The 18,912-nt window shown below is 71.8% G+C and carries 21 protein-coding genes; 11 read left to right on the top strand and 10 right to left on the bottom strand.

The features are described from left to right. Positions 1-97: 97 nt before the first annotated feature. The 4 genes from ABZU74_RS09050 to ABZU74_RS09035 all read right to left on the bottom strand — a co-directional run bounded on the left by ABZU74_RS09050 (position 98) and on the right by ABZU74_RS09035 (position 5,601). Positions 98-2,158, bottom strand: coding sequence for a 3-hydroxyacyl-CoA dehydrogenase NAD-binding domain-containing protein (locus ABZU74_RS09050; protein ID WP_355420118.1), 2,061 nt, complete (start codon positions 2,156-2,158; stop codon positions 98-100). Then, on the bottom strand, positions 2,155-3,348 hold the full coding sequence (locus ABZU74_RS09045; RefSeq protein WP_355420115.1) for a thiolase family protein: 1,194 nt from the start codon (positions 3,346-3,348) through the stop codon (positions 2,155-2,157). The genes ABZU74_RS09050 and ABZU74_RS09045 overlap by 4 nt, the downstream gene beginning before the upstream one ends. A gap of 256 nt (positions 3,349-3,604) precedes the next feature. Next, positions 3,605-4,882 (bottom strand): ribonuclease D, encoded by a 1,278-nt coding sequence (locus ABZU74_RS09040; RefSeq protein ID WP_355420518.1) that lies wholly within the window; start codon positions 4,880-4,882, stop codon positions 3,605-3,607. Between the two features lie 146 nt (positions 4,883-5,028). Then, positions 5,029-5,601 (bottom strand): DUF3000 domain-containing protein, encoded by a 573-nt coding sequence (locus tag ABZU74_RS09035; protein ID WP_355420112.1) that lies wholly within the window; start codon positions 5,599-5,601, stop codon positions 5,029-5,031. Positions 5,602-5,750: 149 nt separating this feature from the next. Between ABZU74_RS09035 and hemE the strand changes: the two genes are divergently transcribed. The 3 genes from hemE to hemQ are packed head-to-tail and all read left to right on the top strand — an operon-like array spanning position 5,751 to position 9,053. Then, entirely contained in the window at positions 5,751-6,902 is a 1,152-nt protein-coding gene (gene hemE / locus ABZU74_RS09030; RefSeq protein ID WP_355420109.1) for a uroporphyrinogen decarboxylase, read from the top strand. A 4-nt stretch (positions 6,903-6,906) separates the two neighbouring features. Beyond that, entirely contained in the window at positions 6,907-8,355 is a 1,449-nt protein-coding gene (gene hemG / locus ABZU74_RS09025) for a protoporphyrinogen oxidase (RefSeq protein ID WP_355420106.1), read from the top strand. Continuing rightward, positions 8,352-9,053, top strand: a complete 702-nt coding sequence (gene hemQ / locus ABZU74_RS09020; RefSeq protein WP_355420103.1) for a hydrogen peroxide-dependent heme synthase — start codon at positions 8,352-8,354, stop codon at positions 9,051-9,053. Before hemG ends, hemQ begins: the two co-directional genes overlap by 4 nt. Before the next feature lie 51 nt (positions 9,054-9,104). On the opposite strand, the gene ABZU74_RS09015 is transcribed toward hemQ, so the two are convergent. From ABZU74_RS09015 to ABZU74_RS09000, 4 genes are all read right to left on the bottom strand, one after another. After that, positions 9,105-10,100 carry a lytic polysaccharide monooxygenase gene (locus ABZU74_RS09015; RefSeq protein ID WP_355420516.1) on the bottom strand — a complete coding sequence of 332 codons (996 nt, stop codon included), beginning with the start codon at positions 10,098-10,100 and terminating at the stop codon, positions 9,105-9,107. 208 nt (positions 10,101-10,308) lie between these two features. Next, positions 10,309-10,764, bottom strand: coding sequence for a GNAT family N-acetyltransferase (locus ABZU74_RS09010; RefSeq protein ID WP_355420100.1), 456 nt, complete (start codon positions 10,762-10,764; stop codon positions 10,309-10,311). 24 nt (positions 10,765-10,788) lie between these two features. Then, positions 10,789-11,730: a DMT family transporter gene (locus ABZU74_RS09005; protein WP_355420096.1), complete on the bottom strand. Its 942-nt coding sequence runs from the start codon at positions 11,728-11,730 to the stop codon at positions 10,789-10,791. 211 nt (positions 11,731-11,941) lie between these two features. Next, positions 11,942-12,202: a Prokaryotic metallothionein gene (locus ABZU74_RS09000; protein ID WP_091400670.1), complete on the bottom strand. Its 261-nt coding sequence runs from the start codon at positions 12,200-12,202 to the stop codon at positions 11,942-11,944. Positions 12,203-12,356: 154 nt separating this feature from the next. Here ABZU74_RS09000 and ABZU74_RS08995 point away from each other — a divergent pair, with 154 nt between their 5' ends. The 3 genes from ABZU74_RS08995 (at position 12,357) to ABZU74_RS08985 (ending at position 14,155) form a co-directional block, all read left to right on the top strand. Then, on the top strand, positions 12,357-12,632 hold the full coding sequence (locus tag ABZU74_RS08995; protein ID WP_112737007.1) for an isoamylase early set domain-containing protein: 276 nt from the start codon (positions 12,357-12,359) through the stop codon (positions 12,630-12,632). A gap of 110 nt (positions 12,633-12,742) precedes the next feature. Then, complete coding sequence (locus ABZU74_RS08990; RefSeq protein WP_355420093.1) at positions 12,743-13,483, top strand: lytic polysaccharide monooxygenase; 741 nt, start codon at positions 12,743-12,745, stop codon at positions 13,481-13,483. A 63-nt stretch (positions 13,484-13,546) separates the two neighbouring features. After that, positions 13,547-14,155 carry a DUF305 domain-containing protein gene (locus ABZU74_RS08985; RefSeq protein ID WP_355420090.1) on the top strand — a complete coding sequence of 203 codons (609 nt, stop codon included), beginning with the start codon at positions 13,547-13,549 and terminating at the stop codon, positions 14,153-14,155. Positions 14,156-14,198: 43 nt separating this feature from the next. On the opposite strand, the gene msrB is transcribed toward ABZU74_RS08985, so the two are convergent. Then, positions 14,199-14,603 (bottom strand): peptide-methionine (R)-S-oxide reductase MsrB, encoded by a 405-nt coding sequence (gene msrB, locus ABZU74_RS08980; protein ID WP_355420087.1) that lies wholly within the window; start codon positions 14,601-14,603, stop codon positions 14,199-14,201. A 47-nt stretch (positions 14,604-14,650) separates the two neighbouring features. Here msrB and ligD point away from each other — a divergent pair, with 47 nt between their 5' ends. After that, positions 14,651-15,688: a non-homologous end-joining DNA ligase gene (ligD, locus tag ABZU74_RS08975; RefSeq protein ID WP_355420084.1), complete on the top strand. Its 1,038-nt coding sequence runs from the start codon at positions 14,651-14,653 to the stop codon at positions 15,686-15,688. A gap of 123 nt (positions 15,689-15,811) precedes the next feature. Here the strand turns inward: ligD and ABZU74_RS08970 are convergent, their stop codons facing one another. Then, positions 15,812-16,972 (bottom strand): PQQ-binding-like beta-propeller repeat protein, encoded by a 1,161-nt coding sequence (locus ABZU74_RS08970; RefSeq protein ID WP_355420081.1) that lies wholly within the window; start codon positions 16,970-16,972, stop codon positions 15,812-15,814. A gap of 332 nt (positions 16,973-17,304) precedes the next feature. On the opposite strand from ABZU74_RS08970, the gene ABZU74_RS08965 reads away from it, so the two are divergent. From ABZU74_RS08965 to ABZU74_RS08950, 4 genes are all read left to right on the top strand, one after another. Next, positions 17,305-17,907, top strand: a complete 603-nt coding sequence (locus tag ABZU74_RS08965; RefSeq protein ID WP_355420078.1) for a YdeI/OmpD-associated family protein — start codon at positions 17,305-17,307, stop codon at positions 17,905-17,907. A gap of 107 nt (positions 17,908-18,014) precedes the next feature. Further along, a complete protein-coding gene (locus ABZU74_RS08960) occupies positions 18,015-18,449 on the top strand; it encodes a DUF2975 domain-containing protein (RefSeq protein ID WP_355420075.1) in 435 nt (144 codons plus the stop codon). Then, on the top strand, positions 18,449-18,664 hold the full coding sequence (locus tag ABZU74_RS08955; protein WP_088946848.1) for a helix-turn-helix transcriptional regulator: 216 nt from the start codon (positions 18,449-18,451) through the stop codon (positions 18,662-18,664). The genes ABZU74_RS08960 and ABZU74_RS08955 overlap by 1 nt, the downstream gene beginning before the upstream one ends. After that, complete coding sequence (locus ABZU74_RS08950; protein WP_355420072.1) at positions 18,661-18,825, top strand: hypothetical protein; 165 nt, start codon at positions 18,661-18,663, stop codon at positions 18,823-18,825. The genes ABZU74_RS08955 and ABZU74_RS08950 overlap by 4 nt, the downstream gene beginning before the upstream one ends. Positions 18,826-18,912: the final 87 nt, after the last annotated feature.

The following is an 18,912-nucleotide window of genomic DNA, read 5'->3' as shown; positions in this document are numbered from 1 at the left end:
AAATCCGCGACCGGCGATCGACTGATCACAAACGGTCGCGGTGGCCGGCCCGTCCACGAGGGACGGTCCGACCACCGCGACGGTGTCTGCGAACTCCTCAGCCCGGCAGGCTCGCCGCACCACGAGGCAGGAACCGCTGCCCGGTGACCCGCTCGGACGTGCCGGTCCGGTCCAGGTACGGCGTGACGCCGCCCAGGTGGAACGGCCAACCAGCGCCCAGGATCATGCACAGGTCGATGTCCTGCGCCTCGGCGACCACGCCCTCGTCCAGCATCAGCCGGATCTCCTGCGCGAGCGCGTCGAGCGCGTTCTGGCGCACCTGCTCCTCGGTGAGCGGCTGATCGCCGACCACGAGCAGCTTGGCGACCTCTTCGTTGATCTGGTCGTCGACCACGATCGGCTGGCCCGAGTCGGCGATCCGCTTGAGGTTCTCGCTGACGCCGAACCGGTCCGGGTACGCGGCGTGCAGGGTGCCGCCCACGTGGTACGCGACGGCCGGCCCGACCAGCTGGAGCAGGGCGAGCGGGCGCATCGGCAGGCCCAGCGGGTCCAGTGCGCTGTTCGCCACGTCCAGCGGGGTGCCGGCGTCGACGGCGGCGAAGACGGTGCCCAGGAACCTGGTGAGCAGCCGGTTCACCACGAACGCCGGGGCGTCCTTGACCAGCACGCTCGACTTCTTCAGCTGCTTACCCACGGCGAACGCGGTGGCCAGCGTGACGTCGTCGGTGCGCTCGCCCCGGACGATCTCCAGCAGCGGCAGCACCGCCACCGGGTTGAAGAAGTGGAAGCCGACCACCCGCTCCGGGTGCTCCAACTCGGCAGCCATCTCGGTGATCGACAGCGAGCTGGTGTTGGTGGCGAGCACCGCCTCCGGGGAGACGATCTTCTCCAGCTCGGCCCAGACCTGCTTCTTGACGCCCAGGTCCTCGAAGACCGCCTCGATGACGAAGTCGGCGTCGGCGAAGCCGCTCTTGTCGACAGTGCCGCTGACCAGGCCGTACAGCTTGGCGGCGGTGCCCTTGTCCATCCGGCCCTTGGTGACGGCCTTCTCGATCTGGGTGTGCACGTAGCCGACGCCCTTGTCCACGCGGGACTGGTCGAGGTCGGTCATCACCACCGGCACCTGGAGGCGGCGGGCGAACAGCAGCGCCAGTTGGCTGGCCATCAGACCCGCGCCGACGATGCCGACCTTGGTGATCGTCCGGGCCAGGCCCTTGTCCGGTGCGCCAGCCGGGCGCTTGGCCCGCCGTTGCACCAGGTCGAAGGCGTACAGGCCGCTGCGCAGCTCCTCGGAGAAGACCAGATCCGCGAGGGCCTCGTCCTCGGCGGCGGTGCCGGCGGCGAAGTCGCCGTCCTTCGCCGTCTCCAGCAGGTCGAGAGCCTTGTACGCGGCCGGGACCGCGCCGTGCAGGCGCTGGTTCAGCGTTTCCCGGGCGAAGTAGAGCACGCCCGCCCACATGTCCTTGTCGACAGCGGGTCGGGTCACTGTGACCTGACCGCGCACCACATCGGCGGCCCACTCGAGGGACCGCTCCAGGAAGTCCGCCGGCTCCAACAGGACATCCGCGATGCCCAACTCGGCCGCCTGCTTCGGCTTGAGCATCTTGTTCTGCATCAGCGGGTTCTGGATGATCACCTGGGTCGCGGCGGGAATGCCGATCAGGTTCGGCAGCAGCTGCGTGCCGCCCCAGCCCGGCACCAGACCGAGGGAGACCTCGGGCAGCGCAAGGGCCGCCGCGCCACCGGAGAGCGTCCGGTAATGGCAGTGCAGCGCCAGCTCCAGGCCACCGCCCATCGCCGCGCCGTTGACGAACGCGAAGGTGGGGACGGTGCTGTCCTTGAGCCGGGCGAAGACCCGGTGACCCAGCCGGCCGATCTCCAGCGCCTGCGCGCGGTCGGCGAGCTGCGGCAGGCCGACGATGTCCGCGCCCACACAGAAGATGTACGGCTTGCCGGTGACCGCGATGAACGCCGGGTCGCCGGCGAGCGCGGCGGTGATCGCCTCGTCCAGGCTGGCCAACCCACCCGGGCCGAAGGTGTTCGGCTTGGTGTGGTCGAAGCCGTTGTCCAGCGTGATGAGGGCGGCGGGCCGGTCCAGCCCCGGCACGTTCACCGAGCGCAGCAGCGCCTTGGTGACGACCTCGTTCGGTGCCTTCACTTGTCGCCCTCCCAGTGCGGGTTCTCCCAGATGACCGTGCCGCCCATGCCGATGCCGATGCACATCGCGGTGACGCCGTAGCGGACCTCGGGGTGCTCGGCGAACTGGCGGGCCAGCTGCGTCATCAGCCGCACGCCGGACGAGGCCAGCGGGTGACCGATGGCGATCGCGCCGCCCCACGGGTTGACCCGTGCGTCGTCGTCGGCGATGCCGAAGTGGTCGAGGAAGGCGAGCACCTGCACGGCGAACGCCTCGTTCAGCTCGAACAGGCCGATGTCGTCGATGGTGAGCCCGGCGAGGCGCAGCGCCTTCTCCGTCGACGGGATCGGGCCGACGCCCATCACCTCCGGCTCGACGCCGACGAAGCCGAACGACACCAGCCGCATGGCGACCGGCAGGCCCAGCTCGCGGGCGGTGGCCTCGTCGGCCAGCAGACTCGCTGTGGCGCCGTCGTTCAGGCCGGCCGCGTTGCCCGCGGTGACCTTGCCGTGCGGGCGGAACGGGGTCTTCAGGGTGGCCAGCTTCTCCAGCGAGGTGTCCCGCGGGGCCTCGTCCACAGTGGCCAGACCCCAGCCGCCCTCCGCGTCGCGGATCGACATCGGCACCAGGTCGTCCTGGAGCTTGCCGTTGGCGTACGCCTTGGCGGTCTTCTGCTGCGACGCGAGCGCGAACGCGTCGGTGCGTGCCTTGGTGATGTGCGGGACCAGGTCGTGCAGGTTCTCCGCGGTGGAGCCCATCACCAGCGCGGACGGGTCGACCAGCTTCTCCGCGATGATGCGCGGGTTGGGGTCGACGCCCTCACCCATCGGGTGGCGGCCCATGTGCTCGACGCCACCGGCGATGGCGATGTCGTACGCGCCCATGGCGATGCCGCTGGCCACGGTGGTGACCGCGGTCATCGCTCCGGCGCACATCCGGTCGATGGCGAAACCGGGAACGGTCTTGGGCAGCCCGGCCAGCAGGGCGGCGGTGCGGCCGATGGTGAGGCCCTGGTCGCCGATCTGGGTGGTGGCCGCGATGGCGACCTCCTCGACCCGCTCCGGGGGCAGCTGCGGGTTGCGCCGCAGCAGTTCCCGGATGCAGCGGATCACCAGGTCGTCGGCGCGGGTGTTGGCGTACATGCCACCCGCCTTGCCGAACGGGGTACGGACGCCGTCGACGAAGACGACATCGCGAACTTCACGGGGCACTTGAGCCTCCTATTCGACCGTGATTCGGCCTTCGCGCCGGGCGGCACGCCGGACCGAACGAGGGTCGCGGACACGGGCACGTTTCCCTCGGATGCTACTCGCCAGTAACCAACCCCGTCCCCACCCCCGGCTGTGGCCCACCCCACACCCCCGACCCGCCACCCCGCCAGCCGCGATCGATCATGAAGTTGTTGTCGGGACACGCCGGTCCCGGTGGCAATCACTTCATGATCAACCGCGGTGGGGTGGGGGTGGGTTAGGGAGTTGGCGGTGTGGGGGAGAGGGCTTCGGTCAGGTCGGGGGTGAGGAGGCCGATCTGCCACTCGCGGGCGTTGAGGCCGCGCAGGGTCTCCGTCACCGACGCCTCGGTGATCTCCTCCGGCGGGGTCCAGGCCAGCCGGCGGATCGAATCCGGGGTGATCAGGTTTTCCGGCGGAAGGTTGTGCTCACCGGCGATCCGGATCACGACCTCCCGGCAGCGGGCCAGTCGACCGGCCGCCACCGGGTCCCGTTCGGCCCACCGGTGCGGCGGGGGCGGACCCTCCACGGCCGGCGAGACCGGCAGGGCATCCTCCGGCAGCTGCCGGGCGTCGTCGAGCGCGGCGAGCCAGGTGCGGGCCAGCCGACGGACCGACCGGCCGCCGAAACCGGGCAGGGTCAGCAGGGTCTTCTCGTCCTTCGGGTCCAGCTCGGCCGCGGCGATGATCGCCGAGTCGGGCAGCACCCGACCGGGAGCGGCGTCCCGCCGGGCCGCGATCTGGTCCCGGGCGTACCACATCGAGCGGACCCGGGCCTGGGCCCGCGCCCCCCGCAGCCGGTGGATGCCCGAGGTGCGCCGCCACGGCTCCGCGCGGACCCGGGGCGGGCGTGCCCCGGTGCGGACCAGCGCGGCGAACTCCTCAGCGGCCCAGGCCGACTTGCCCTGCCGCGTCAACTCGGCGTCCAGCGCGTCCCGCAGGTCGGTGAGCAGCTCCACGTCGAGGGCGGCGTACGTCAACCACGACTCGGGCAGCGGTCGGCTCGACCAGTCGGCCGCCGAATGGTGTTTCTCCAGGGTGAACCCGAGCAACTGCTCGGTGAGCGCGGCCAACCCGACCCGTTCGAAGCCGGCCAGCCGCGCCGCCAGCTCGGTGTCGAACAGCCGGCGCGGACGCAACCCCACCTCGGCCAGACAGGGCAGGTCCTGGCTGGCCGCGTGGAGGACCCACTCGGCCTCGCCGATCACCGCGTCCAGCGCGCTGAGGTCGGGCAGGGGCAGCGGGTCGATAAGGGCCGTGCCCGCACCGGCCCGGCGCAGTTGCACAAGGTAGGCGCGCTGGCTGTAGCGGTAGCCGGAAGCCCGCTCGGCGTCCAGGGCGACCGGGCCGGTGCCCGCCGCGAAGCGGGCCACGACCTCGGCGAGCTCGGCGGGGGCGGCCACCGGATCGGGGGTGCCGTCACGCGGGGCGATCAGCGGAACGGGCCCACCGTCGGCCGGGTCGGCCCCCTTGCCCGCCGGCTGCGGCTGGGCCGACGGCGGGTGCTGGGGTGCGATTCCCGGAAGTTCTTCGGTGGGCCGACGGCGCAGGGGTGGTTCGTCGGTCACCTGCCAACCCTAGTGCGCGCGGAGATCCGGCGGGTGCAGCCGGTCCGGCGTGTGTCGATCAGGTGTCCGCGAAGTGTCCTTCCGGGCGCCGAACGTCAGGCTGCGCCGGCGGGGCGACGGTCGGAGAGGGCGGTCACGCCGGGTGGCGGGAGGCCGGCGGTGGAGGCGAGCAGCGCGCACCAGCCGCGCAGGTGTGGGGTCAGGTCGTCGTCGATCGGCGTCCAGGACGCGCGGATTTCGATGTCACCGATTGTCGGCGGCCCGGCGAGATCGCCGAACCGGGTCGACATGGTTTGCGTCACCGTGCCGCCGATCGCCCGGTGGCCGGCGTCCTGGGCGTCCAACGCGTCGGTCAGCCACGTCCAGCCGACCCCGGGCAGCAGCGGGTCGGCGGCCAGGTCGACCTCCAACTCGGCGGTCACGTAGGTGACCAGCCGCAGGGTGCCCTGCCACGCCTCGTGCCCGACCGGGTTGTGCAGCAGGATCAGCCGGCCCGTCGCCACCTCGTCGTCGTCGCGCAACACCGTCGCGGCGAGCGCGAACGCGTACGGCGCCAACCGCTGGGGGGCGCCGACCTCCTCCAGGGTGATCTCCGGCCGGGGGGCGGCCGACCGCAGCCCGGCGACCGCGCGGGCGAACGTCTCCGGGAGCGCGATCGGGGGGGCCATGCCGGCAGCCTATGCCGACGCCCGCCCCCGGCTTCGACGGCGCGCCGACGCTCACCGAAGGGCCCCGGCTTCGGCTCCGAGGTAAGGAACGGTGCCCTTCCTCTCACCCCCACCCGGTTGGGGGTGGCGGGCGTGGCACGATTGCGGCGATGAGCACGGACACCACGGGCACTGTCGCCCGAGACGGAGAATCCCGCCCCGGCGGACCGGCCGACTCGCCCTTCATCCGGGCCTGCCGACGTCGGCCCGTCCCGCACACCCCGGTCTGGTTCATGCGCCAGGCAGGCCGCTCGCTGCCGGAGTACCGGGAGATCCGGGCGAGCGTGCCGATGCTGGAGTCCTGCCGCCGACCGGAGCTGGTCACAGAGATCACCCTCCAGCCGGTGCGCCGACACGGCGTGGACGCGGCCATCCTGTTCAGCGACATCGTGGTGCCGGTCGCCGCGGCCGGGATCGACCTGGACATCGTGCCGGGCACCGGCCCGGTGGTCGCCGAGCCGATCCGCACCGCCGCCGACGTGGAGCGGATCCGCCCGATCACCCGCGACGACGTCTCGTACGTGGACGAGGCCGTCCGGCAGTTGGTGGTCGAGCTGGGCGACACCCCGCTGATCGGCTTCGCCGGCGCGCCGTTCACGCTGGCCAGCTACCTGGTCGAGGGCGGACCGTCGCGCACCCACGCGAAGACCAAGGCCCTGATGTACGGCGACCCGGAGCTGTGGCACGCGCTCTGCGGCCGTCTGGCCGAGGTGACGTTGGCCTTCCTGCGGGTGCAGATCGAGGCCGGCGTGTCCGCCGTGCAGCTGTTCGACTCGTGGGCCGGCGCGCTCTCCGAGGCCGACTACCGCCGTTTCGTGCTGCCGCACTCGACCGCCGTGCTGAGCGGGTTGGCCGACGACTGCTCCGGGTCGGGGCGCGGCGACAGACGCGCCGAGCCGGAGCGGTCGTACGCCGGGGTGCCCAGGATCCACTTCGGGGTGGGCACCGCCGAGCTGCTCGGCGCGATGGGCGAGGCCGGCGCGGACGTGGTCGGCGTCGACTGGCGTACGCCGCTGGACGTGGCCACCGGCCGGATCGGCGCGGACAAGGCGGTGCAGGGCAACCTGGACCCGTGCGTGCTGCTGGCGCCGTGGCCGGTCGTCGAGGCCGAGGTGCGCCGCATCCTGGAGCAGGGCCGGGCGGCCCCCGGGCACGTGTTCAACCTCGGCCACGGGGTGCTGCCGGAGACCGACCCGGAGGTGCTGACCCGGGTGGTCGCGCTGGTGCACGAGCTGTCCAGCCGCCGGGCCGACCAGGGCTGAGATCGTGACGCGGCAGCCCTGGCGGGTGGCGGTGGTCGGCGGCGGGATCGCCGGGCTGGCCGCCGCGGTCCGCTTGCGCGACCGCGCGCCGGCCGGCACCGAGATCACTGTGTACGAGCAGTCCGGCGCGCTGGGCGGAAAGCTGCGCACCGGGGAGCTGGCTGGCCAGCCGGTGGAGTTCGGCGCGGAGTCGTTCCTGATGCGCGACCCTACCGGCGCCGAGAGCGCGGCGGTGGCGTTGGCCCGCCGGCTCGGGCTGGCCGAGAAGATCGTGCACCCCACGGTCGGGCAGGCCGCGCTGGTCATCGACGGGGGGCTGCGCCCCGTGCCGGGCGGCACCCTGGTGGGCGTACCCGGTGATCTGGATCGGGTGGCCGCGGTCGCCCGCCCGGACGCGGACGCCGACACCGACGGTGGTCGGCCGCTGGTCGGGCCCGACGCGGACGTCTCGGTGGGTGCGCTGGTCCGGTCCCGCTTCGGCAACGAGGTGGTCGAGCGGCTTGTCGACCCGATGCTGGGCGGCGTGTACGCGGGCCGCGCGGACGATCTTTCCCTGGTCACCACGATGCCGGCGCTGGCCCGGGCGGCCCGGGTGGAGCACACCCTGGTCGGCGCGGTCCGGGCCGCGCAGGCCGCCGCGCCGCGTGCGCCCGGCGCCCCGGTCTTCGGCACCCTGACCGGTGGGCTGAGCACCCTGGTCGAGGCGGCGGTGACGGCCAGCGGCGCGACGGTACGACGCGACGCCGCCGTGCGTGAGTTGACAGCGACCGGCGCCGGTTGGCGGCTCACCGTCGGCCCGAACCGGGACCCTGACGACGGCTCCAGGTCGCGGCGCGGCGGCAGGTCGTCGATGGTGGACGTGGACGCCGTGGTGCTGGCGGTGCCGGCACGACCGGCCGCCCGACTGCTGGCCGGCCCGGCGCCGGCGGTGGCGGCGGGTGTGGGTGCGCTCGACTACGCGAGCGTCGCGCTGGTCACCATGGCGCTGCCGCAGCCGCGACTGCCCGAGCTGTCCGGATTCCTGGTGCCGAGCACCGAGGGCCTGCTGATCAAGGCGGCGACCTTCTTCACCACCAAGTGGGGGCATCTGCGCCGGCCGGACGGGTTGGCAGTGGTGCGCGCCTCGGTGGGCCGGTACGGCGAGGAGGCGCACCTGCAGCGCCCCGACGCGGACCTGGCGGCCACCGTGCACCGCGAGCTGTCGGCGGTGCTCGGCACCCCGTTGCCCGCCCCGGTCGACGGGCACGTGCAGCGGTGGGGCGGTGCGCTGCCGCAGTACGCGCCGGGGCACGCCGACCGGCTCGCCGCCGCGCGGACGGCGTTGCGGGCAGCGCACCCCACAGTGGTCCTGGCCGGCGCCGGTTACGACGGCGTCGGCATCCCGGTCTGCGTCCGCTCCGGCGAGACGGCGGCCGAGGAGATCATCACAGCACTGGGAGGATCGGCGAGATGACCGAGCAGACCAACGCGGCAAGGTTGCGGGAGCTGAACGACAGCATCCGCTACACCATGTGGTCGGTGTTCCGGGCCAGCGCCCCGCTGCCGTCGCTGCGGGACAACGTCACCGGTGAGGTCGAGTCCCTCTTCGAGGAGCTGGCCGGCAAGGACGTGGTGGTCCGGGGCGTGTACGACGTCTCCGGGCTGCGCGCCGACGCGGACGTGATGATCTGGTGGCACTCCGCGTCCAGCGACGCGCTCCAGGACGCGTACCTGCGGTTCCGGCGCACCACGCTGGGCCGGGCGCTGACCCCGGTGTGGTCGCAGATGGCGCTGCACCGGCCGGCGGAGTTCAACAAGAGCCACATCCCGGCGTTCCTGGCCAATGAAGAGGCTCGCCCCTACATCTGTGTGTACCCGTTCATCCGTTCCTACGAGTGGTACCTGCTGCCCGACGCCGAGCGGCGGGAGATGCTGGCCGAGCACGGGAAGATGGCCCGCGGCTACCCGGACGTGCGGGCCAACACGGTCGCCTCGTTCGCGCTGGGCGACTACGAGTGGATGCTCGCCTTCGAGGCCGACGAGCTGCACCGGATCGTCGACCTGATGCGTGACCTGCGCGCCTCGGGCGCCCGCCGGCATGTCCGCGAGGAGGTTCCGTTCTACACGGGCCGCCGCCGCTCGGTAGCCGAGATCGTCAACTGCCTGGTCTGACGCCCACCGGCCGGCGCCGCGCCCCCGCCCGGGTGCGGCGCCGGCCGGGGATCAACTGGTCGTGGTGCAGGAGACCAGCGGAACCGGGTTGCTGCCGTTCCACGAGCCGAGGAAACCGAACGTGGTGCTCGCTCCGGCGGCGAGGGTGCCGTTGTGGTTGGCGTTACGTGCGGTGACCAGCGTGCCGTTGGCGCCGATCGTCGCGTTCCACGACGAGGTGACCTGCTGGCCGTTGGTGTAGTTCCAGCTCACCGACCAGCCCCGGGTGGGTGAACCGCCCGCTGTCACCTTCACGTCGGCCTGGAAGCCACCGGACCACTGACCGGTGATCTGGTACGTCGCCGTGCAGGCCCCAGCCGGCGGCGGGGTGGTCGGCGGCGGAGTGGTGGGCGGGGGTGTGGTGGTCGGCGGGGGCGTGGTGGGCGGGGTGGTCGACCCGCCGCCGAAGTCGACGTCGCTGCACAGGTAGTACGACTGGTCCAGGTGGCTGGCCTGCCAGACGGTGTAGACGATGTGCCGTCCGGTGCGTCCCGGCGCGCTGACCGGGATCTGGATCGAGACACCACCGGTGTCCGCGTCCCACTGTGAGGCCGGGGTGTTGCCGATCTGGCCCGCCAACTCCAGGTTGCCCCAGCCGAGGGGTTGGGTGGCGGAGTTGAAGCCCTGCTTGGTCACGTACACCCGGATGTAGTCGGCGCCGTGGCTGGCCTGGTCGAAGAAGCGGAGTCGGAAGTTGTTCGACACCGCTGTGGTCTTCCAGGCGCCGACGGTGTCCAGCGCGTTATAGCGAGGGCTCTGGGTGCGTCCGCCGCTGCACAGTTGGCCGTCGGGGACGGCGGCCTGGTGGTTGCCCCCCACGCCCTCGCGGAACAGGCCGTTCCAGTTCCACATCGCGGCCGGGTCGGCCTGCCAGGCCTGCCAGCACATCGGGTCCTCGGTGGCCATCCGAGGGTTCTGGAAGTCGCCGCCCCAGCGTTGCCAGCAGCTGTAGTTACGCGACGCCGGGTCGACGACCGAACCGTGCGCCGAGGCGGGCTTGCCCAGCATGGTGGTCAGTGCGGTCGTCACCAGGAGCGTGGTGGTCGCCACGATGGCGAACAGCCAGAGCACGCGTCGGGATCGGGTGAGTGTGGACATGGAGCCCCCGGGGGGATGAGGTCGGACGTCGACACCCGGATCGCCGGGAGTTGCCCACTCCCGTGCCTCATCGCTGGCTCCCGCGATGGCTCTACCCGGCACCATGCCAGCTCAATCGTCAGCCGTCAATGGCGCTGCGTCGCATCGGGGTGTGCGGGATGCCGTCCTCGACGTACTCCGGGCCGCTGACCGCGAAGCCGTGCCGGGCGTAGAACGCGACCAGGTGCGACTGGGCGTCCAGCACGCACTGCCGGTTGCCCACCACCTCCAGCGCCGCGTTCATCAGCCGGCCGGCGTGCCCACCGCCGCGCGCCGTCGGGGCGACCACCACCCGACCGATCCGGGCGTCGCCGTTCGGGTCGACCAGAATCCGCAGGTACGCCAGCGGCGCGCCGCCGTCGCTGAGCCACAGGTGCCGGGTGCCCGGCTCGACGTCGCGTCCGTCGAGCTCCGGGTACGGGCAGTTCTGCTCCACCACGAACACGTCGATGCGCAGCTTGAGCAGGTCGTGGAAGGTGCGGGCGTTCAGGTCGGCGAAGGACGCCGTTCGGAGCTCGGTGGTCTGCTGGGGCATCCACAGATGGTAGGTCGGGTGGGTTCACCGGGGTTCATCCCGGTCGGGTGCGAGGTAGGTGGCGGCCACGGCGGTGAGCAGCAGAACACCGCCGCCGATCACCGGCAGGGGGAGCGGTTCGTGCAGCAGCGCCACCGCCAGGGCCGCGGCGGTGAGCGGTTCGAGCAGGGTCAGCACGGCCGCGACGCTGCCCGGGGTGGTGCGCAGCCCGGCGTAGAACAACGCGTACGCGACAGCCGTGGTGACCACGCCGAGGTGCAGCAGCAGCGCCACTGTGTCGAGGCGGACCGGCAGGCCGACCCCGGCGACCACTGCGAACGGCGCCAGGGTCAGCGCGCCCACGACCGTGGAGATGGTGGTCAGCGTCATCGGCGCGGTGTGTTGCGACACCTGGCGGCTGATCAGGGTGGTGACCGCGTACCCGAGGCCGGAGCCGGCCGCCGCGAGCAGGCCGAGCAGCGGGGCGGGCGCCGCCCCGCCGGGGTGCTCGGTGGCGGCGGTGATCAGGACGAGGCCGGCCACCGCCGCGACCAGCGTGCCGAGTCGCAGCGGGCCGGGGAGCCGGCGGGCGTGCGCCGACTCCCAGGCCGCGGCGAGCACCGGGGCCAGGCCCAGGCTGACGATGGTGGCCACGCTGACGCCGGCCCAGGCAACGGCGGCGAAGTAGAGCGCCTGGTAGAGGCCGAGGCCGACGCCGGTGAGCAACAGCGGTACGGGTGCGGCCCGCAGGCTGAACATGATCGTGCGGAGCCGGCCGGCGGTGCATGCCAACAGCACGAGCGCGGCGATGGCGAGGCGGTGGAAGCCGATGCTCACCGGGCTGAGCCCGGTGCTCTCGCGCAGGAGTTGCACCGCCACGCCGGTGGTGCCCCACAGCACGCCGGTGACGGTGATCTGGATCAGGCCGCCGCGGGCGGCGTGGCGGGCGGCCGAGGCGGCCGGCAGCGAGGTGCGGGTGGTGGACACGGGAGCGCTCCGAAGGGTGAGCCGTTGACGGGGACGACGTCGACGGAGCGCGTACGACAAGGTGGCCGAGCGGGGTCAGGTCACCCGGTCGGCGAGAGGCACGGCGCTCCGCTCAGGAGCGCGGCGGGGGCAGGACGCCCAGGAATGGCCGCATGGCGACGACCGTACCGCAGAGTGGCGGTCCGGTTGACCCGCTGCCGGGTGGGCGCGGTCAGGCCGGGCGGGCGCCGACGGCGTCGCGGATCTCGGCGCCCACCGCCCCCTCGACGGCGCGGGCGCAGTGTGCGCAGCAGAAGAAGCGGCCGTTGACCTCGACGCCGTGCCCGACGATCTTGACCTGGCAGTGCTCACAGATCGGCGCCATCCGCTGGATCGCGCACTCGAACGAGTCGAAGGTGTGCACGTCGCCGCTGACGGTGTGCACCTCGAACGCCATCCAGTAGTCGTTGCCGCAGACCTCGCAGGTTGCCACCGAAACCTCCATTAAGTGGACAAGTGCCTACAGAATCCCCCATGGGGTCGCGACGTGGGGCGGAACGGGGATGCCTGACCCGGTCGGCGGCGTGTCGGCGTCGGCGTGTTGCCCGTTGTGCCAGGTGAACCGCCGCAACCCCCGGAGGATCACCGTGATCAAGCGCAACAAGCTCTTCGGCAACCAGACCCGGGTCACCTTTTGCCTGCCCCGTGACGTCCCACCCGGCCCGGTGAGCGTCGTCGGCTCCTTCAACGGGTGGCAGCCGGGCCGGCACGAGTTGGTGGCCCGCCGCGACGGCACCAGGACTGTGACGGTGAAGCTGCCGCCGGGGGAGTACCGGTTCCGTTACCTCGGCACCGGCGGCGTCTGGTTGGACGACGAGTCGGCCGACCAGGTCGACGACCGGGGCAGCCTGCTCCGGCTCTGAGAAGAAAACTGCCGTCATCGATGTATTTATCGATGAGAGTCTTTACTGTTAACAATGTTTAAATTACTTTGAGGGGCACCTCACCGGACCTGAAGAAGGAGCTGCCCCCCATGCGTCGAAGAATCACCGTCCCGCTGGTGGCGGCGGGCGCCGTCGCCGCCACCCTCACCGTCGCCGCCCCCGCGCAGGCGCACGGCTACGTCTCCGCCCCACCGAGCCGGCAGGCGCTCTGCGCGCAGGGCCGGGTGCCCGACTGCGGGCAGATCAAGTACGAGCCGCAGAGCGTCGAGGGCCCCAAGGGCCTCCGCAGCTGCAATGCCGGAATCGCGCAGTTCGCCGTCCTCAACGACGACAGTCGCGGCTGGCCGGCCACCTCGGTGGGCAGCTCGCTGACCTTCACCTGGGTGAACACCGCCCGGCACGCCACCAGCAACTGGGAGTACTGGATCGGCAACACCCGGGTCGGCGTGGTCAACGGCAACGGCCAGCAGCCGGGCGCCACGGTGTCGCACAACGTCAATCTCGGCGGTTTCTCCGGCCGGCAGAAGATCCTCGCGGTGTGGAACATCTCCGACACGGCGAACGCCTTCTACTCCTGCATCGACGTGCAGATCGGCGGCGGCGGGTCGACCCCGAGCCCCACCCCCACCACCTCACCCACCCCACGGCCCACCCCGACCACCACGCCCACCACTCCGCCCGCGCCGGGCGGCAGTTGGACGACGGGTCGGGCGTACCAGGTAGGCGACCAGGTCACCTACGGCGGAGCGACGTACCGCTGCCGGCAGGCGCACACCGCGATCCTGGGTTGGGAGCCGCCGAACGTACCGGCGCTCTGGCTCCAGGTCTGACCGCACGGGTGCGGCCCCTGGTCGCACCCGTGTCGCCGCCCTCGCGTGAACGGAGCAATCGGCATGCCTCGCCGTACCCCACTGGCGTCCCTCGTTGCCGCTCTGCTGCTCACCGGAGCCTGCGCCGGATCGCCCACGTCGAGCCCGCCGGCCCTGCCGCAGCCGGCCCCCGCGTCTCCGGCCGGCTCGGCGGCGGCCGGGGCCGCGGGCGCCGGGTCCCCGGTCGAGGCGGACGCGATGAGCGGGATCGACGTGGTGTTCCTGAGCACCATGATCGGGCACAGCGAACGCACCCTGCAGATCGTCGGGCTGGCCCGGGACCGGGTGCGCGACGAGACGCTGCGCACCCTGGCCGCCGCCATCGAGGCGACCGAGGCCGACGAGCTGGACGCCATGCGCGGTTGGTTGCCCACGGCCGGGCCGGGCGCCAGCGCGGCCGCACACCACCACGACGGGCACGGCGACGACGCCGCGCTCGACCGGCTGCGGACCGCGCCGGACGCGGACGTCGACCGCGTGTTGCGCGAGGTGCTCGCCGACCACCAGCGATCGGCCGCCGACCTGGCCCGAGGCCAGGTCGACGTCGGCCGCAACGAGCGGGTCCGTGACCTGGCCCGGCGGATCGAGCAGTCCCGGACCGCCGAGGTCGAGCTGCTCAGGGGCACGCCCTGAGCGTGGTCACGCCCTGAGTGCCGTTGCGCCCTGAGCGCCCGGGTCAGCGGGGTTCCAGCTTGATGGAGACCGAGTTGACGCAGTGCCGGGTGTCCTTCGGGGTGAAGCCCTCACCGTGGAAGACGTGCCCGAGGTGACTGTCGCAGCGGGCGCAGCGGATCTCCGTACGGGCCATGCCGAGGCTGCGGTCCTCGATCTCCTTGACCCGGCCCGGGATGGCGTCGTCGAAGCTCGGCCAGCCGCAGTGCGAGTCGAACTTGGTGTCGCTGGAGAACAGCTCCAGCCCGCAGGCGCGACAGTGGTAGACCCCCTGGGTCTTCGTGTCCACGTACTCGCCCGTCCAGGGGCGTTCGGTGCCGGCCTCCCGCAGGACGTGGAACTCCTCGGGGGTCAGTCGGACCCGCCACTCTTCGTCGGAACGGGGCAGCTCGTTGTCGTCAAGACTCACCCGTCAACGGTACGTCGAACGTCGGGGGCTTGGCATAAGGTCGCGGGATGGGTGGCACCAAGGCTGCGGCCGCCGAGGTCGAGGTGGCCGGGCACACCGTCCGGCTGAGCAGTCCAGATCGAGTGATCTTCCCGCAGCGGGGGTTCACCAAGGCGGACGTCTTCCACTACTACCTCGCGGTCGGCGACGGGATCATGCGCGCCCTGCGGGACCGGCCGACCACGCTGCAACGCTTCCCCGAGGGCGTCGAGGGCGAGGCGTTCTTCCAGAAGCGGGTGCCCACCCGGGGGGTGCCGCAGTGGGTGACGACCGCGCAGATCACCTTCCCGAGCGGTCGGAACGCGGCGGAGCTCTGCCCGGCCGATCTTGCGCACGTGGCCTGGGCGGCGCAGATGGGCACCATCGTGTTCCACCCCTGGCCGGTGCGGGCCGCCGACGTCGACCGCCCCGACGAGCTGCGCATCGACCTGGACCCACAGCCCGGCACCGACTTCGCCGACGCGGCGCGGGCCGCCGGCGAGGTCCGCGCGCTCCTCGACGAGCTGGGCGCGCCCGGCTGGCCGAAGACCTCCGGCGGCCGGGGCGTGCACGTCTACCTGCGCATCCAACCCCGCTGGACGTTCACCGAGGTGCGCCGGGCCACCATCGCGCTGGCCCGGGAGGTGGAGCGCCGCAACCCCGACCTGGTCACCACCGCCTGGTGGAAGGAGGAGCGCGGCACCCGGGTCTTCGTCGACTTCAACCAGATGGCGCGTGACCGGACGATTGCCTGCGCGTACTCGCTGCGGGCCAACGCCCGGGCCACCGTCTCGACCCCGGTCACCTGGGACGAGCTGCCCGACGTCGACCCGGACGACTTCGACCTGCGTACCGTCCCGGCGCGGCTCGCCGAGCGAGGTGATCCGCACGCCGGCATCGACGACGCGCCGTGGGACATCACCCCGCTGCTGGAGTGGGCCGAGCGCGACGCCGCCGCCGGCCAGGGCGACCTGCCGTACCCGCCGGACCACCCGAAGATGCCCGGAGAGCCCAAGCGCGTGCAGCCGAGCCGCGCCAAGCGACCTCCCGAGGATGAGAGCGCCTGAGCGGCTGCATGGGGACGTCCGCGGCGACGTTGGCCCCGAAGCCGGCATCGCCGCACCAGGCGCGGAAACGGCGACGGCGGTTGACCGGGACATTCGGTCAACCGCCGTGGAGACGCCGCTGGGCTAGAGGCCGTAGACGGTCAGTTTCGTGCCGTCGGTGGCGTACACCCTGCCGTAGGTGACCACGAGCTGGTCGGTGGTGCCGGTGAAGGCCGGTGCGTTCAGCGGGGCGCCGTCGACCGGGTTCATGGCGTACACCCGGTTGCCCTGGGCCGTGACGTAGAGGACGCCACCGGCGATGATCGCCCGCTGGTGCTCGCTTCCCGGAATTTTCTTGCTCCAGATGATGGCGCCGGTGCTGCGGTTCAGCGCGTAGACCGTGCCGGAGGAGGAGGTGACGTAGAGCCGGGTCGGGGTGACCACCGCGAACTGCGGGTACAGGTTCGAGGCGAGCCAGGTCAGGGCGCCGGTCGTCGGGTCGAGGACCTGCAGACTGTGCCCCCACCCGACGTAGAACTTGGACCCCGTCTCATCCGTCGCGAGCGGTCGGTAGTCGCGGCCCTCGGTGGCGTTGACGGGATCGCCGGTGGTGATGTCGACGACGGTGCTCGTCAGGGGACCGGCATTCCCTGCGTATCCGGAAAGGAGGACGCGACCGTTCGCCGAGACCGGCTGATCCAGGGTCACGTCCCGCTGCCACAGCAGTTGCCCGTCGTTGATGCGGTAGGCGCGCGCGTCGGCGGAATAGCGGCCCACGCCGGCGACCACGACGACACCCCGGTCGACGAGGATCTGCGCGACCACGCCGTCGTCCTTGACGCTGCGAACCAGCGTGCCGGTCGGGGCGTCGAGCACGAAGATCTGGGAGGAATTGCTGCCAGGAAAGCTGTCGACGTTTGCCGCGAAGATGAGTTGGCCGGCCGTGTGGACGAGCTCCGTAGGCGAACCGAACTTCTCGGGGTCCAGCTCGAAGCGCCACGTCTGTGCGCCGGTCACCTCGTCGGTGGCCGTGACACCGAGGTCATCCAGCGTGTAGACCAGCCCGTCGGCGACGACAGGTGCGCGCTGGCCGGTCCGGCCCGGGGTGCCGGTGTGCGTGAGCTTGAGGTTCGCGACGGTCGGGACCGTCACTGCCGTCTCGTTGGGATTGAACGCGCTGTTGCTGACCAGGTAGCCGGACATGGACCACCAGCCGGTGCCGGCCGCAGCGGCCGGCGTCGCCGGGACCGCCACGGTCGCCGCGAGCACCGCGGCAGCGGTCAGCACTTTCACTGAATGCCTCACTCGTACCTCCCCCGTGGGCGCGGCGTCGGAGAACGCCGCGCTTGTCATTGCGTGATTGCGTCACGGCGACGTGCGCCCCTGCTGCTCCGGGCCCGCCGTGCCGGTGATCCTATGGTTGGAACGGCGTCCCTGGTGGCCCGTCTGACGGCCGTCGAGCGGGGCCGCTGGTTCGACCCCCCGGCGCACAGTGGAGAGCCGCCGACGTCGCGTTGCAGCTCTACGGTCAACGGCTGCTCGACGAGTTGCTGGGCGGCGCGCGACGGCCGGTCATGGAGATCAGCGGTGGCCCGAGCTGGAACTCGGGTGTCTGACCCGGCGGTTAGCCTGCCGTCATGGCGAGCACCGAGCTGGATGAGTTGATCGTCGCGGACGCCGAGGCCCTGCGCGCATGGTTGGCGGCCAACCATGCCACGTCGCCCGGCGTCTGGCTCGCCCTGACCAGGAAGGGCGGCACGGTCACGACGTTGACCTGGCAGCAGGCGGTCGACGAGGCCCTGTGTGTCGGCTGGATCGACGGGCAGGCCCGTAAGCGGGATGAGGAGTCCTCCTGGATCCGGTTCACCCCGCGTCGACCCCGCAGTTCGTGGTCCCAACGCAACGTCGCCAACGTGGCTCGACTGGAGGAGCAGGGGCGGATGCTGCCGGCGGGTCGCGCCGCGGTGGAGGCCGCGCAGGCGGACGGGCGGTGGGCCGCCGCCTACGCCCCGCCGTCGGAGGCGGAGGTCCCGGCCGACCTCCTCGCCGCCATCGCCGCCGAGCCCGCCGCCCAGGCCATGTTCGACGTGCTCACCAAGGCCAACCGGTTCGCGCTCATCCACCGCCTCAACGCCGTCAAGCGGGCCGAGACCCGCGAGCGCAAGGTCGGCGAATTCGTCGCCATGCTGGCCCGGCACGAGACGTTCTACCCGCAGAAGGCGAAGCCGACGCTGTCGTGAGGGGTGCGGCGACGCTGAAGCAACCGATTGACTTTCGATAGGTAACGAGCGAAACTCGATGCATGGTTACAGAGCATCGAGCGGTTGCCGCTCTCAGAGTTTTCCTCGTGGTGCTGTTCGGGGTCCTGGTCGTGTTCCAGACCCTCTCGCTGCCCGGGCAGTTCGCGTACATGGCTCAGGAGTCCCCGGAGGACGCCTACCTCCGCTGGCCGGCCACGATCGTGGCGGTGTTCTGGGTGCTGTGCGTCCAGGTCGTCATCGTCGCGACCTGGAAGCTGCTCAGCCTGGTCAAAAGCGACCGCATCTTCACCGAGGCGTCCCTGAAGTGGGTGGACGCGATCGTGTGGGCCATCGCCGCCGCGTGGGTGGTGCTGGTGGGCGTCTTCCTCTACGTGGGGTTCAACGCGGACGACCCGGGGCTGCCGCTGCTGCTGTTCCTGCTGACAGTGGGCGTCACGGTGCTGGGCCTCCTCATGGTGGTGATGCGGGCGCTGTTGCGGCAGGCCACCACGCTGCGGACCGACATGGAAGCGGTGATCTGATGCCCATCGTCGTCCGCATCGACGTGGAGTTGGCCAAGCGCAAGATGAGCGTCGGTGAGTTCGCCGAGCGCGTCGGGCTCACCCCGGCCAACGTGGCGGTGCTCAAGAACGGCCGGGCCAAGGCCGTCCGGTTCAGCACCCTCGAAGCGATGTGCCGAGTGCTCGACTGCCAGCCCGGAGACCTGCTGGAGTGGGTCGAGGAGGAAACCTCATGAAGTACATCCTGACCGTCGCCGCCATCCTCGTGGTCGCGCTCGGCGTCGCCGGCATCGTGCACGGCGAGGCCGACGACTCGCCGGGCCTCCAACTCCTCGGCGTCCTGCTCGTGCTCGGCGCTGTGGTGTTCGGCATCCGCAATCTCCGGGGCGGCAGTTAGCTGCTCAGGCGTCGTGCGACCGCCTGAGCTGACCCTCCCGTAATAACGATCATGTAACGGGCGCGAACCTTTCCCGGTGGGTGGCCT

The organism is Micromonospora sp. NPDC005171 (assembly GCF_040608575.1).
In the GTDB taxonomy this organism is placed as follows: Bacteria; Actinomycetota; Actinomycetes; order Mycobacteriales; family Micromonosporaceae; genus Micromonospora.
Note: the sequence above shows the minus strand (reverse complement) of the source record. Positions and strands in the feature narration are given on the sequence as shown.

Coding starts and splice junctions, on each gene's coding strand:
- ABZU74_RS08955 (WP_088946848.1), top strand. CDS start 18,449: ATGCCCATCGTCGTCCGCATCGACGTGGAGTTGGCCAAGCGCAAGATG.
- ABZU74_RS08950 (WP_355420072.1), top strand. CDS start 18,661: ATGAAGTACATCCTGACCGTCGCCGCCATCCTCGTGGTCGCGCTCGGC.
- ligD (WP_355420084.1), top strand. CDS start 14,651: ATGGGTGGCACCAAGGCTGCGGCCGCCGAGGTCGAGGTGGCCGGGCAC.
- ABZU74_RS08990 (WP_355420093.1), top strand. CDS start 12,743: ATGCGTCGAAGAATCACCGTCCCGCTGGTGGCGGCGGGCGCCGTCGCC.
- hemQ (WP_355420103.1), top strand. CDS start 8,352: ATGACCGAGCAGACCAACGCGGCAAGGTTGCGGGAGCTGAACGACAGC.
- ABZU74_RS09010 (WP_355420100.1), bottom strand. CDS start 10,764: ATGCCCCAGCAGACCACCGAGCTCCGAACGGCGTCCTTCGCCGACCTG.
- ABZU74_RS09015 (WP_355420516.1), bottom strand. CDS start 10,100: ATGCTGGGCAAGCCCGCCTCGGCGCACGGTTCGGTCGTCGACCCGGCG.
- ABZU74_RS08985 (WP_355420090.1), top strand. CDS start 13,547: ATGCCTCGCCGTACCCCACTGGCGTCCCTCGTTGCCGCTCTGCTGCTC.
- ABZU74_RS09035 (WP_355420112.1), bottom strand. CDS start 5,601: ATGGCCCCCCCGATCGCGCTCCCGGAGACGTTCGCCCGCGCGGTCGCC.
- ABZU74_RS08965 (WP_355420078.1), top strand. CDS start 17,305: ATGGCGAGCACCGAGCTGGATGAGTTGATCGTCGCGGACGCCGAGGCC.
- hemE (WP_355420109.1), top strand. CDS start 5,751: ATGAGCACGGACACCACGGGCACTGTCGCCCGAGACGGAGAATCCCGC.